The sequence below is a fragment of the Micromonospora sp. NPDC050795 genome, assembly GCF_044456785.1.
Classification (GTDB): domain Bacteria; phylum Actinomycetota; class Actinomycetes; order Mycobacteriales; family Micromonosporaceae; genus Micromonospora.
On the sequence record NZ_JBITGE010000029.1, the window covers coordinates 19,089 to 32,765 of the forward strand.

Genomic DNA, 13,677 nt, shown 5'->3' on the forward strand with positions numbered 1-13,677 from the left:
ACGGCGAGCGGCGGGCGCGACCGGCACGACCGGCGCGCGCCCGCCCGCCCCGCCGGGAAGGATCTTCCATGGCAGTCTCCGAGACGGTCGCCGCCACACCGCCGGCCGCGACCCCCACCCCGCCCGCCCTCAGCCGCAGACGCCGCGGCCGCGACGCGGCGTACTGGCTCTACCTGCTCCCCGGAGCGGTGCTCTTTCTGCTGGTCATCGGCGCGCCCCTGGTCGGCACCCTCTACCTGTCGCTGACCAAGTGGTCCGGCATCGGCGACCCCCGGTGGGTCGGCTTGGACAACTACCGGCAGTTGCTGCAGGACGACGTGTTCTGGGCGTCGTTCCGCAACACCGTCTGGATGCTCGTCGCGATGGTGGTGGTGCCCACGGTGCTGGGGCTGCTGCTCGCCGCGGTGCTCTTCGACGTCGTCGGCCGCCGGTTCAAGCCCCGCACGGCCGCCGCGCTGCGGGCCGCGTTCTACCTCCCGCAGGTGCTGCCCGTCGTGGTGGCCGGCATCGTCTGGGGCTGGATCCTGCGCCCCGGCGGCGCGTTCAACAGCCTTCTCGACGTGGTCGGTCTCGGCGCGTTACGCCATGACTGGCTCGGCGACCCGGGCACCGCACTGCCGGCCGTGATGGCCGTGATGATCTGGGTGCAGATCGGCTACCCGGTGGTCGTCTTCATGGCGGCGTTGCAGCGGGTCGACCCCGAGCTGTACGAGGCGGCCGAGGTCGACGGCGCGAACTGGCTGCACCGGTTCCGGGCGATCACTTTTCCGCAGATCCGGCCGGAGACCTTCGTGGTGGCCCTGACCTGCACCATCGCCGCGTTGAAGGTGTTCGGGCCGATCTTCGCGCTGACCCGGGGTGGTCCGGACAACGCGACGAACGTGCCGAGCTACTTCGCCTACTACACGTTCTTCAAGAAGCTGCAGGTCGGCTACGGCTCCGCGATCTCCACGGTGCTGACTTTGATCATCGTGGTGGTGGCCGGGGTCTTCATCTGGATGCAGGCCCGCAGCGAGCGCCGGGACCGGGGGTTCTGATGGCCGTCACGCTCACACCGAGCCCCGCGCCGGTGACGCCGGCCCGGCCCGTACGCGATCGACACCACCGTGGCGTCAGCCGCTGGGTGGTGCTCGCCCTGGTCACCCTCGGCGCGCTCGTCATGCTGGTGCCGTTCGCGTTCATGCTGCTCAACGCATTCAAGTCGCCCGGGGACTACTCGTCGGGCGGCCCGCTGAGCTGGCCGACGGAGTTCTACACCAAGGGTCTGCGCACGTACTGGACCGAGGTCAACTTCCCGCTGAAGTTCTGGAACTCGGCGGTCATCGCCGGCTCCGTGGCAGTGCTCGGCGTCGCCGTGTCACTGCTCAACGCGTACGCGCTGGGCATCGGCCGGGTCCGGGGACCGCTGTGGATCGTGGGTCTCTTCCTGCTGGCCAACATGCTGCCGCAGGAGGCGCTGATCTACCCGCTGTACTACGTGGCGAAGCAGGTCGGCCTCTACAACACCCAGCTCTCGGTGATCATCATCTTCACCGTGATCCAGAGCGCGTTCGGCACGTACCTGCTCGCCTCGGTGATGGGCACGTTCCCGCGCTCGCTGCTGGAGGCCGCCGCGCTGGACGGCGCCGGCAAGTGGACGGTGCTGTGGCGGGTGGTCTTCCCCAACCTGCGGCCCACCCTCGCGGTGCTGCTCATCTTCTTCTTCATCTGGACGTGGAACGAGTTCCTCATCCCGCTGGTCATGCTGATCGACAACCAGACGCAGACCATTCCGGTCGCGCTCGCGTCGTTGCAGGGTGACCGGCTGATGGACGCCCCGACCACCAACGCCGGCGCGCTGATCAGCCTGGTGCCGGCCATCGTCTTCTTTTTCATCTTCCAGCGCACTCTGGCGCGCGGCATCACGGCAGGAGCCGAGAAGTGAAGTTCACCGACGGGTACTGGCAGCTGCGCCCCGGCGTCAGCGTCCTGCGCCCCGGCGTCGTGGAGTCGGTCGAGCCGGACGAGCGTGGCTTCACCGTCTTCGCACCGACCGGTCAGATCACCGGCCGCGGCGACACCCTCAACCGCCCCCTGGTCACCGTCCGGTTCTTCTCCCCCGCCCCCGGTGTCATCGGCGTGACCATCGCCCACCACACCGGAGGGCTCCCCCGCGAGCCGCACTTCGGGCTGAGCACCGACGACACGCACCCGGTCACCGTCGACGTCACCGGGCTCAGCGCGACACTGACCACCGGCGAGCTGACCGCGCGGGTCGCGCTCATCGACGGGTGGCGGGTCGACTTCCTGCACGGCGACCGGCTGGTCACCGCGTCCACCGCCCGCAGCATCGGCGTCGTCAGCGACGCCGAGGGCCGCCGGCACGTACACGAACGGCTCGCCCTCGGTGTCGGCGAGACGGTGTACGGGTTGGGCGAGCGCTTCGGCCCGTTCGTGAAGAACGGGCAGACCGTCGACATCTGGAACGCCGACGGCGGCACCGCCAGCGAGCAGGCGTACAAGAACGTGCCGTTCTACCTGAGCAGCGCCGGCTACGGGGTCTTCGTCGACCACCCGGAGCACGTGTCGTTCGAGGTCGGCTCCGAGGTCGTCGCTCAGACCCAGTTCAGCGTCGAGGGCCAGTCGCTCACCTACTACGTCATCGACGGACCCCACCCGAAGGACGTGCTGCGCCGCTACACCGCCCTCACCGGTCGTCCGGCCCGCATCCCCGCTTGGTCGTACGGCCTCTGGTTGTCCACCTCGTTCACCACCTCCTACGACGAGAAGACGGTGACCGAGTTCGTCGACGGGATGGCCGAGCGGGGGCTGCCGCTGTCGGTGTTCCACTTCGACTGTTTCTGGATGCGTCAGTTCCACTGGGTCGACTTCATCTGGGACCCGGCGACCTTCGGAGACCCGGAGGGGATGCTGCGCCGGCTGCACGAGCGCGACCTGAAGGTGTGCGTCTGGATCAACCCGTACATCGCGCAGCGCTCGTACCTCTTCGAGGAGGGCCGCGAGGCCGGTTACCTGGTCCGCAACCCGGACGGTTCGGTCTGGCAGTGGGACAAGTGGCAGGCCGGCATGGCGCTCGTCGACTTCACCAACCCGGACGCGGTCCGCTGGTTCACCGGCAAACTCAAGGCCCTGCTGGACATGGGCGTCGACTGCTTCAAGACCGACTTCGGTGAGCGCATCCCGACCGACGTGGTGTGGCACGACGGCTCGGACCCGCAGCGGATGCACAACTACTACTCGTACCTCTACAACAAGGCCGTCTTCGAGCTGCTGGAGACCGAACGCGGCGAGGGCGAGGCGGTGCTGTTCGCCCGCTCGGCCACCGCCGGCGGGCAGCAGTTCCCCGTGCACTGGGGCGGCGACTGCGAGTCGACGTTCGTCGCGATGGCCGAGTCGCTGCGCGGCGGGTTGTCCCTGGCAGCCTCCGGCTTCGGCTACTGGAGCCACGACATCGGCGGCTTCGAGGGCACTCCCGACCCGGCGGTGTTCAAGCGGTGGGTCGCCTTCGGGCTGCTCTCCTCTCATTCCCGGCTGCACGGGTCCGGCTCGTACCGGGTGCCGTGGGCGTACGACGAGGAGGCCGTGGACGTGCTGCGGCACTTCACCCACCTCAAGCTCGGCCTGATGCCGTACCTGGCGGCTGCCGCCCAGGAGGCGCACCGCGACGGGACGCCGGTGATGCGGCCGATGTTCCTGGAGTTCCCGGACGACCCGGCGACGACGCACCTGGACCGGCAGTACATGCTCGGCCCGGACGTGCTGGTCGCCCCGGTGCTCAGCGCCGACGGCGACGTCACCTACTACGTACCCGCCGGCACCTGGACGCACCTGATCACTGGCGCGCAGGTCACCGGCCCGGCCTGGCTGACCGAGAAGCACTGCTTCGACAGCCTGCCGGTGCTGGCCCGACCGGGCGCGGTCATCCCGTTCGGCTCGCGTACCGACCGACCGGACTACGAGTGGGCCGACGATGTGCGGCTGCGGATGTACGCACCGGCCGAGGGGCAACGGACCCGGGTACGGGTACCGTCACCCGGCAACGGGCCGGGCGCCGAGTTCGACGTGCGCTACGAGGGTGGGACGGTCAGCGCCGAACTGGTGGCCGGCACCTCGACGGGCTACATCTGCGAGATCCAGGGGACGGAACGATGACGCAACACCACTTCCCGGAGAGCTTCGTCTGGGGCTCGGCGACGGCCGCGTACCAGATCGAGGGCGCGGCGACCGAGGACGGGCGCGGTGCGTCCATCTGGGACACCTACAGCCACACACCGGGTCGGACCCTCAACGGTGACACCGGTGACGTGGCCGCCGACCACTACCACCGGTGGGCCGACGACCTCGGGCACATCGCCGACCTGGGGCTCGGTGCGTACCGGTTCTCCATCTCCTGGCCCCGGGTGCAGCCGGGCGGCTCGGGCCGGTTCAACCAGGCCGGCATCGACTTCTACTCGCGGCTGGTGGACGGGCTGCTGGAGCGGGGCGTCCGCCCGGTCGCCACCATGTACCACTGGGACCTGCCGCAGGAGTTGGAGGACGCCGGCGGGTGGGCGGCGCGGGAGACCGCGTTGCGCTTCCAGGAGTACGCGGCGGGCATCGTCGGTGCGCTGGGCGACCGGGTGCACACCTGGACGACGCTCAACGAGCCGTGGTGCTCCGCGTACCTGGGCTACGCCTCCGGCGTGCACGCGCCGGGTCGGACCGAGCCGGCGGCGGCGCTGGCCGCGGTGCACCACCTCAACCTCGCGCACGGCCTGGCCGGTCGGGTGGTCCGGGAGCTGGCCCCCTCCGCCGAGCTGTCGGTGACCCTGAACCTGCACGTCATTCGGGGTGCGTCGGACTCGGCCGCCGACCAGGACGCGGTCCGGCGGATCGACGCGTTGGCGAACCGGGCGTTCCTCGGCCCGATGTTGGACGGGGAGTACCCGGCCGACCTGCTGGCCGACACCGCCTCCGTCACCGACTGGTCGTTCGTGCGCGAGGGCGACGAGAAGCTGATCGCGGTGCCGCTGGACGTGCTCGGGGTCAACTACTACTCCAGCACCCTGGTCCGGGCGTGGGATGGGGTGTCGGCCCGCTCCGACGCCGACGGGCACGGCGCGTCGACCTCGACGCCGTGGGTCGCCGCGGAGAACGTCGACTTCCTGCCGCAGCCCGGCCCGTACACGGCGATGGGTTGGAACATCGACCCGGCGGCGCTGACCGAGCTGCTGCTGCGCCTTCAGCGCGAGTACCCCAACCAGCCCATGATGATCACCGAGAACGGCGCGGCGTTCGACGATGTGGTGTCGGCCGACGGGCGGATCCACGACGACCGGCGGATCGACTACCTGCGTCGGCACATCGGCGCGATGGCCGACGCCCGCGCGCAGGGCGCGGACGTGCGTGGCTACTTCGTCTGGTCGTTGCTGGACAACTTCGAGTGGGGCTACGGCTACGACCGTCGCTTCGGCATCATCCGGGTCGACTACGACACCCAGGTACGCACCTGGAAGGACAGCGCCCACTGGTACCAGCGTCTCGCCGCCACCGGCGAGCTGGACCAGGCGGCGGAGTAGGCACCGCCGGGCAGCCCCGCACGGAGGCTGCCCGGCAACCCGCCCACCCTTACGCGATCTTGCACTTTCTGCACCGACATGCCGGGCATCCCACGCGTATCGGCGACAGAAACTGCAAGATCGGCGCGCGCCTAGACCCCGACGCGCTGCGGCGGGACGGTGAGCCCGTACATCTCCATCAGCTCCGGAGTGTCGACCCGGCTGCCGTCGGCCACCGAGTCGCAGGCGATGTCGACGATCTGGTCCTTGTGCGCCAACAGGTACGGCCGGGCGCCGACGTCGGCGCTGGCCAGGGTCGCGATGCCGGGCCAGTGCCGGCGGCCGAACAGCATCGGGTAGCCACGCAGCCCGTCGTAGGTGGCGCAGACCAGCACGTCCGGGTACGGCAGCGCGGCCACCCGGCTGACCGCCTCGGCGGTCAGGCCCGGCATGTCGACCGGCACCACCACCACCGCCTCGATCCCCTCGTCGTCCATGGCGGCCAGGCCGGCCCGGATGGACGAGCCGACCCCGGTGCCCCACGCCTTGTTGATCACAACGGTCGCCTTGCCCAGGTCGGCGGTTTCCTGGACCTGCTCGGCGGCAGCGCCCAGGACGACCACGATCTGCTCGCAGCCCGCCTCGGTCATCGTGTCGATCATCTGATTCACCAGCGGCTTGTCGCCCTGGTGCAGCAGCGCCTCGGGACCTCCGATCCGTCGTCCCCCGCCTGCGGCGATGATCATTCCTGCGATCCCGTTCAGCTGCGCCCCCTCAAGCATGGGAGCGACCGCGACCGATCCGCCCCCTCCTACGGACACTGCAACGAGGAGCGCCAGCGAGGGGTGGCGGGGCGAAAAGGAGAAATAGCACAACCGTTATACACCGGACCGCAGCCGCTCGGCACCGCCGCCACCCCTGACGCGAGCCGTTGATCAAGTTATGGAAAGTAGGTCGGGAAGGCTCCGGGAACCTACTTCCGATCACTTGATCATGGGGCGAGCGCGGGTCAGGCCGCGTCGGCGTAGCAGTCGACGATGGACAGGTCCAGTGGGAACCGGACCGGCGTCGCACCGAAGAGCAGCGCGGAGGCTCGCTCGCCCGACCGGTTGACGGCCTCGGCGACCGCGTCCGCCTGATCGGCCGGCGCGTGCACAACCACCTCGTCGTGCTGGAAGAAGACCAGCTCGGCGTCGGTGCCGGAGAGCTCCGTCCGCAGCGTGGCCAGCAACGTGGAGGCCCACTCCGCCGCCGTGGCCTGGATGACGAAGTTGCGGGTGAAGCGCCCCCGGGACCGGGCGGCACGCGCCCGCGGACTGTGCGGATCACCCGCCCGCTCCGGGTCGGCGGGCTCGTCGTCGGGATCACCGAACCCGACCGAGCCGGGCGGACACGTCCGCCCCAGCCACGACCGCACCAGCCCACCCGTCTCACCGGTACGCGCCGCGGCCTCGACGTAACCGAACGCGGTCGGGTAACTGCGCTTCAGCACCGCCAACGCGGGCACCGCGGCCCCGCCGGTCTGCCCGTACATCGCGCCGAGCAGGGCCACCTTGGCCTTGGCCCGGTCACCGCCGAACGAGTCCCGGGCCAGGGCCGCGTAGAGGTCGCCGGCACCGCCCGCCGCCGCCAACCGCGCGTCGCCGGAGACCGCGGCCAGCACCCGGGGCTCCAACTGGCCGGCGTCGGCGACCACCAACCGCCAGCCCGGATCGGCCACCACCGCCCGTCGGATCACCTTGGGAATCTGCAACGCGCCACCACCCCGGGTGGCCCACCGGCCGGAGACGACACCAGCCGGCACGTACTCCGGTTGGAACCGGCCTCCCCGGGCCCACTGATCGAGCCAGGACCAGCCGTGCGCCGTCCAGATCCGGTACAGCTCCTTGTATTCCAGCACCAGCGGCACCGCCGGATGGTCCACCCCGCGCAGCACCCAGGCCCGGGTGTTGGGCAGGTCCACCCCGGCCCGGGCGAACGCCTTCAGCAGCTCCGCCGGGGAGTCGGTGTGCAGGCCGCGTACGCCGAGCGCGTCGGCGATCCGGGCGGCCAGCTCGGCGAGTCGGCGTGGCGGACCACCGACCGGGGACGCCTCGCCGAGCAGCTCGTGCAGGATCTCGTTGTGCACGTCGGCCCGCCAGGGCAGCCCGGCGACACCCATCTCCGCCGCGATCAGCGCGCCGGCCGACTCCGCGGCCACCAGCAACCGGAACCGGCCGGGGTGCTCGGTCGCGGCGACGCGGGTGAGCTGGTCGGCGTACACCTGGGTCAGTGCCTCGATGCCCGGGCCCGGCGGACCGGGCAGGGTGTCGAAGAGCGCGCCCTGCCCGTGCCCGGGTGGCGCCGCGGCGCGCGGAGGCGGGTCGGGCGGCACCGCCGCGCCGGTCAGCCGGGCCCAGGCGGCGGCCAGCGAGCGGGGCTCACCCCAACGGCCCACGTGCCCGAGCAGCAACGCCTCGGTCAACTCCACGTCGTGACACCGATCGACCCGGACGCCGGCGCGCAGCAGCGTCGGGTAGAGCGCCGCAGCGGTCGACCAGACCCAGCGCGGGTGCTCGGCGGCCTCGCGGCCGGCGACCGCGGCGACCAGATCGGTGACGACCTCGGGTCGGCCGGCCGGCCGGCCGGAGGCGTCCAGCGGGCACAGCACTCCCCCACCCCGCTCGTCGGACACCACCGCCACCAGCACGAACGTGATTCTGCCTCTCCCGTCCGACAGGAACGGAGGCGCACCTCACCGTCGTCGGGCCGGTGGGCTGTCGGGGCCGGTCGGTAGCGTGATCGGGTGCCTCCGCAGATCCCGCATCCCGATCCGGGCACCCCGGACGCCCGTGGTCCGATGCGCTACCTCTGGTGGCTCGTCCGCTGCCAACCCTGGCGGGTGCTGCGCGGCAGCCTGATCGGCACGGCCTGGATGATCGGGCTCTCGGCCCGGCCCTACCTGATCGCCCGCGCCGTCGACGACGGGCTGCGCGAACGCGACACCCAGGCCCTGGCGCTCTGGGTAGCGGCGATCGTCGTCGCGGGCGTGGCCCTGTCCTACCTGGGCATCATGCGCCACCGCACGATGACCTTCATCCGGGAGGACGCCAAGGCCCGCTCGGCGGAGGTTCTGCTGCGCCACCTGTCCCGCATCGGCGCGGTGCTGCCCCGGCGGGTCGGAGCGGGCGAGGTGTCCACCATCGGCGGCTCCGACATCGACTGGACGGCGCAGGTGCTGACGCTGACCGGGCCCGGCGTCGGCGCTGTCATCGCGTACGGGGTGATCGCCGTGGTGCTCTGGTCGGTTTCCCCGATGCTCGCGCTCTGCGTGCTGGTGGGGGTGCCGGTGGTCGGTCTGATCGTGGGGCCCCTGCTGCGCCGCCTGGAGCAGGTCGAATCGGTCTACCGCCGGCAACAGGGCGCGCTCACCGCCCGGTCCGGTGACATCGTCGCCGGGCTGCGGGTGCTCGCCGGGGTGGGCGGCCGGGACCTGTTCGCCCGGCGGTACGCGGCCCGGTCCCAGGAGCTGCGCGCCGAGGGCTACCGGGTCGGCGCGGTCAACAGCTGGATCGACGCGGCGACGGTCGCGATCCCCGGGTTGTTCCTGGCGGCGGTGGTGTGGCTGACGGCCCGGATGGCGGTGACCGGCGACGTCACGATCGGCGAGTTGGTCGCCGTCTACGGCTACGTGGCGACCCTGATCGTGCCGGTCTGGTTTCTGCTGGAGGGCAGTTACCAGCTCATTCGCGGCCGGGTCGCCGCCCGGCGGATCGCCGACCTGCTCAACGTGACACCGGACGACGTCGGTGGCCCGGGCCGCCGGTGGCCGGGGGCCGTGCCCGAGGCACGCCGGCCGGACGACCTGGCCGGGCCGGACGACCCGGCCGACCTGCACGACCCGGTGACCGGCCTGACCGTGCGCGCCGGCCACCTGACCGGGGTGGCGGTGGACGACCCGGCGGCGGCCGTGGCGTTGGCCGACCGGCTCGGCCGGTACGTGGCCAGCGACGTCACCTGGGGCGGCGCACCGCTGCGCGAGGTCGCCCTGGACGAGGTCCGCGCGCGGATCCTCGTCGCCGACCACGACTCCTACCTCTTCGCCGGCACCCTGCGCGACATCCTGCGAGCCGGGGTCGACGACGATGACGAACGGATCGGCGCGGCCCTGCGGACCGCGTCGGCGCAGGACGTCGTCGACGCCCTGCCCGCCGGGCTGGACACCCCGATCGACGCCCGAGGCCGGACGCTCTCCGGCGGTCAACGCCAAGGGCTGCGCCTGGCCCGGGCGTTGAGCAGCGAACCGGAGGTGCTGATCCTCGTCGACCCGACGTCGGCGGTGGACGCGCACACCGAGGCGCGGATCGCCGAGCGGCTGCGGGCCGCGCGGGCCGGGCGGACCACAGTGGTGATCGCCACGTCGCCGCTGCTGCTCGGGCGGGCCGACGTGGTCGCGCTTCTGAACGCCGGCCGGGTCACGGCCACCGGCAGCCACGCCGACCTGCTCGACGACGACCCGGCCTACCGGCATCTGGTGGCCCGCGGCAGCGAGGAGGCGTACCGGTGACCCGGCTGCCGGTCGCGGACCGTGGCACCGTACGCCGCGCCCTGCGGAACATGATCAGCCGGCACCGGCGCGCCGTCGGGGTCGTGCTGGCGCTGCACAGCGCCGCGGCGGTCGCCGGGCTCGCCCCGCCGTGGCTGTTGGGCACCATCGTCGACCGGGTCACGGCGGGCGCGGGAGTGGCGACCGTGGACCGGTTGGCACTGGCCATCGCCGGCTGCGTCGCGGTCAGCGCCCTGCTCTCCCGGTACGCCCAGTACGCCGGCCACCGCTTCGGCGAACGGGCCGTCGCCGAGCTGCGCGAGGAGTTCGTCTCCCGGACTCTCGGGCTGCCCGTCTCGGTCGTCGAGCGTGCCGGCTCCGGGGACCTGGCCACCCGCAGCTCGGTCGACGTGTCGACGGTCGGCACCACCGTCCGGGACGTGGTGCCCACCATGGTCATCGCCACGGTCCAGTTGACGTTGCTGTTCGGGGCCGTCTTCCTGCTGCACCCGCTGCTCGGGTTGGCCGCGCTGGCCGGGCTCCCGTCGATCGTGGCAGTGACCCGCTGGTACCTGCGCCGGGCCAGCTCCGCGTACCTCACCGAGGGCGCGGCGGCGGCCGAGCTGACCGAGACGCTGACCACCACCGCCGAGGGCGCGCGCACCGTGGAGGCGCTGCGGCTGGCCGACGACCGGATCCGGCACGGCACCACCCGCGTCACAGCGGTGTGGCGGGCCCGTCGGGCGACCCTCGCGCTGCGTACCGTGTTCTTCTCGATCGTCGAGGCCAGCTATCCGCTGCCGGTCGCCATGGTCCTGCTCGTCGGGGGCTATCTGCTCTCCCGGGACATGGTGTCGCTCGGCGCGGTGGTCGCCGCCGCGCTCTACCTGCAACAGGCGATCGACCCGTTGGACCGGCTGTTGCAGTGGACCGAGCAGGCGCAACGCGGCTTCGCGTCGTACGCGCGACTGCTCGGCGTGGGCATGGTCGCACCGGAAGCACCCGGCACGAACGCCTCGTCACGGGGTGAGCGGCTGGTCGTCAGTGACGCCCGGTTCTCCTACTCCGACGGGCCGGACGTGCTGCACGGCATCGACCTGGAGGTGCAGCCCGGTGAGCGGCTGGCCGTCGTCGGCCCGTCCGGTGCCGGCAAGTCCACCCTGGCCCGGCTGCTGGCCGGGATCGACGCGCCACGCCACGGCGTCGTCACCATCGGCGGCTGCCCGATCACCGACCTCGACCCGGCCGAGCGACGCCGCCGGATCGCCCTGGTCACCCAGGAGCACCACGTCTTCATCGGCTCGGTACGCGACAACCTCTCCTTCGCCGCGCCCGACGCCACCGACGAAGAGATGCGCGCCGCGCTGCTCACGGTGGGCGCCGAGTGGTTCGCCGAGCTCCCCGACGACCTGGACACCCAGCTCGGCGACGGGGCCCGTCAACTCGGTGCGGCCGAGGCCCAACAGCTCGCGCTGGCCCGGTTGGTGCTCGCCGACCCGCACACGCTGATCCTGGACGAGGCGACCGCCGCGCTCGACCCGTCCACCGCCCGCCGGACCGAACGCGCGCTGGCCGCCGTGCTGGTCGGGCGGACCGTCATCGCGATCGCGCACCGGCTCAACACCGCGCACGACGCCGACCGGGTCGCCGTGCTCGCCGACGGTCGGATCACCGAGATCGGCAGCCACGACGAGCTGGTCGCTGCCGGCGGGGCGTACGCGGCGCTGTGGCGCTCCTGGCACACCCGCGTCGACGAGCGGTGAGGCGTCCTACTTCACCGCTCCGGAGGTGAGGCCGGCCTGGATCTGACGCTGGAAGACCGCGTACACGATGATCATCGGGAGGATGGCGATGGTCAGCGCGGCGAACAGCCCGGACCAGTCCGCCTCGTACCCGGCGTTCACCGAGATGTCGGCGATGCCCTGGGTGAGCACCCACTTGTCCTTGGCGTTGGAGAGCAGCACCAACGGAAGCTGGTACTGCGCCCACTGGCCGATGATGTTGAAGATCGCCACGCTGATCAGGCCCGGCTTCGCCATCGGCATCATCACCTGGAAGAACAGCCGGGTGTGCGAGCAGCCGTCGATCATCCCCGCCTCGGCCACCGACGACGGCAGCGTCTTGAAGAACGCGGCCAGGAAGAACACGGTGAACGGCAACGAGTACGCCGAGTAGACCAGGATCACGCCGGTGTGGGTGTCGAGCAGACCGAGGTTCTTCACCACGAAGAAGAGCGGCACCAGGGCCAGGAAGACCGGGAAGGCCAACCCGGAGACGAACAGGTAGTAGATAGCCCGGTTGCCCCAGAACTTGTAACGGGCCAGCACGTACGCGGCCATCGAGCCGAGCAGCATGGTGAGGAACGTGCTGCACGACACCACGATCACGCTGTTGATGAAGTAACGGCCGACGTGTGCCTTGGTCCAGGCCCGCCCGAAGTTCTCCCACCGCAGCTCGGCCGGCAGCGTCCACGGGCTGCTGAAGATCTCACTGGTGTTCTTGAACGCGGCCAGGAAGGTCCAGAGGATCGGCACGATGACGATCACCGCCCACACGGCGAGCGCGACGTGCCCCAGGCCGGCGAAGAGCCGTACCTCCGAGCGAGGGTCCTTGCGGCCCGGCCCGGCGGGGGCGGACGGGTCACCGGTCTTCGGCGGCAGCGCGGCCGGGGTCGGCGGCAGCGTCGACTGCGGATTCATCAGTACTCCACGCTTTCCCGCTTGGTGAGCCGCAGCGTCAGCGCCGCGAACGTGAGGGTGAGGAAGAACAACGCCACGCCCATCGCCGAGGCGTAGCCGTACTTCGAGTAGACGAACGCGTTGCGGTAGATCTCCATGGCCAGCACGGTGGTGGCGCCGTCCGGGCCGCCACCGTCCACCGAGAGCACCGCCACGATGGCGAACGCGTCGAACGCCGCGATCCCGAGGTACACCCAGGCCACCTGGAGCGTGTCCCACAGCAGCGGCAGGGTGACCCGGAAGAACAGCGTCACCCTCGTCGCCCCGTCCATCTCGGCGGCCTCGTAGATCTCACCGGGGATGGAGGCCATCCCCGCCGAGAAGAGCACCACGTAAAAGCCGACCGCCTGCCAGACCAGCACCGCAAGGATCGACCAGAGCGCCAGGCTCGGCTTGACCAGGAAGAGGATCGGCTCGATGCCGAACTTCATCAACACGCCGTTGATCAGGCCGGACTCGTTGGGCCGGTACACCATCTGGAACAACACCGCGATGATGGCCACCGCCAGGACCTGGGGGAAGAAGAACACCACCCGGTAGAACTTCGCCCCCCAGACCCCCTGGCGTTGACCACCGCTGCTCTTGCCGCCCACGTTGAGCAGGAAGGAGAAGAACAACGCGATGGCAATGGTGATCAGCGGCAGGGCAAGCAGCAGTACGCCGTGGTGCTGGACCGCCTTCCAGAAGGCCCCATCGTCGAGCAACCTCTGGTAGTTGTCGAAGCCCACCCACTGCGGGGCGGACAGCCCCCGCCAGTTGGTCATCGAGATCTGGAACGCCTGAGCGTACGGCCAGATCACGAATGTCACGTACAGCGCGACCGGGGCGAACAGGAACCCGATCACGAATGGATACTTGCCGTGCCGCATGACCCTAG

General features: G+C 71.1%; 10 protein-coding genes. 6 read left to right on the forward strand and 4 right to left on the reverse strand.

The window, feature by feature from the left end:
- Positions 1–68: 68 nt before the first annotated feature.
- From ACIBEF_RS23655 to ACIBEF_RS23670, 4 genes are read left to right on the forward strand one after another with little or no spacing between them, the layout of a single operon-like run.
- Entirely contained in the window at positions 69–1,037 is a 969-nt protein-coding gene (locus ACIBEF_RS23655) for a carbohydrate ABC transporter permease (protein WP_396795338.1), read from the forward strand.
- Entirely contained in the window at positions 1,037–1,924 is an 888-nt protein-coding gene (locus ACIBEF_RS23660) for a carbohydrate ABC transporter permease (RefSeq protein WP_396795339.1), read from the forward strand. The genes ACIBEF_RS23655 and ACIBEF_RS23660 overlap by 1 nt, the downstream gene beginning before the upstream one ends.
- Entirely contained in the window at positions 1,921–4,152 is a 2,232-nt protein-coding gene (yicI, locus tag ACIBEF_RS23665; RefSeq protein ID WP_396795340.1) for an alpha-xylosidase, read from the forward strand. Before ACIBEF_RS23660 ends, yicI begins: the two co-directional genes overlap by 4 nt.
- The gene (locus ACIBEF_RS23670) at positions 4,149–5,558 is read left to right on the forward strand and encodes a GH1 family beta-glucosidase (RefSeq protein ID WP_396795341.1); all 1,410 of its coding nucleotides are present in this window, start codon (positions 4,149–4,151) and stop codon (positions 5,556–5,558) included. The genes yicI and ACIBEF_RS23670 overlap by 4 nt, the downstream gene beginning before the upstream one ends.
- Before the next feature lie 131 nt (positions 5,559–5,689).
- Here ACIBEF_RS23670 and ACIBEF_RS23675 read toward each other — a convergent pair whose 3' ends face one another.
- Both ACIBEF_RS23675 and ACIBEF_RS23680 read right to left on the reverse strand, forming a co-directional pair.
- Positions 5,690–6,283, reverse strand: coding sequence for an NTP transferase domain-containing protein (locus tag ACIBEF_RS23675; RefSeq protein ID WP_238687087.1), 594 nt, complete (start codon positions 6,281–6,283; stop codon positions 5,690–5,692).
- 263 nt (positions 6,284–6,546) lie between these two features.
- Positions 6,547–8,226: a bifunctional 3'-5' exonuclease/DNA polymerase gene (locus ACIBEF_RS23680; protein WP_396795342.1), complete on the reverse strand. Its 1,680-nt coding sequence runs from the start codon at positions 8,224–8,226 to the stop codon at positions 6,547–6,549.
- Positions 8,227–8,376: 150 nt separating this feature from the next.
- On the opposite strand from ACIBEF_RS23680, the gene ACIBEF_RS23685 reads away from it, so the two are divergent.
- Together ACIBEF_RS23685 and ACIBEF_RS23690 are read left to right on the forward strand one after the other, a co-directional pair.
- Positions 8,377–10,083 carry an ABC transporter ATP-binding protein gene (locus ACIBEF_RS23685; protein WP_396795385.1) on the forward strand — a complete coding sequence of 569 codons (1,707 nt, stop codon included), beginning with the start codon at positions 8,377–8,379 and terminating at the stop codon, positions 10,081–10,083.
- 50 nt (positions 10,084–10,133) lie between these two features.
- Complete coding sequence (locus ACIBEF_RS23690) at positions 10,134–11,825, forward strand: ABC transporter ATP-binding protein (RefSeq protein WP_396795386.1); 1,692 nt, start codon at positions 10,134–10,136, stop codon at positions 11,823–11,825.
- A gap of 6 nt (positions 11,826–11,831) precedes the next feature.
- Here the strand turns inward: ACIBEF_RS23690 and ACIBEF_RS23695 are convergent, their stop codons facing one another.
- Positions 11,832–12,761, reverse strand: a complete 930-nt coding sequence (locus ACIBEF_RS23695) for a carbohydrate ABC transporter permease (RefSeq protein ID WP_396795343.1) — start codon at positions 12,759–12,761, stop codon at positions 11,832–11,834.
- Complete coding sequence (locus tag ACIBEF_RS23700) at positions 12,761–13,669, reverse strand: sugar ABC transporter permease (RefSeq protein ID WP_354878663.1); 909 nt, start codon at positions 13,667–13,669, stop codon at positions 12,761–12,763. The genes ACIBEF_RS23695 and ACIBEF_RS23700 overlap by 1 nt, the downstream gene beginning before the upstream one ends.
- Positions 13,670–13,677: the final 8 nt, after the last annotated feature.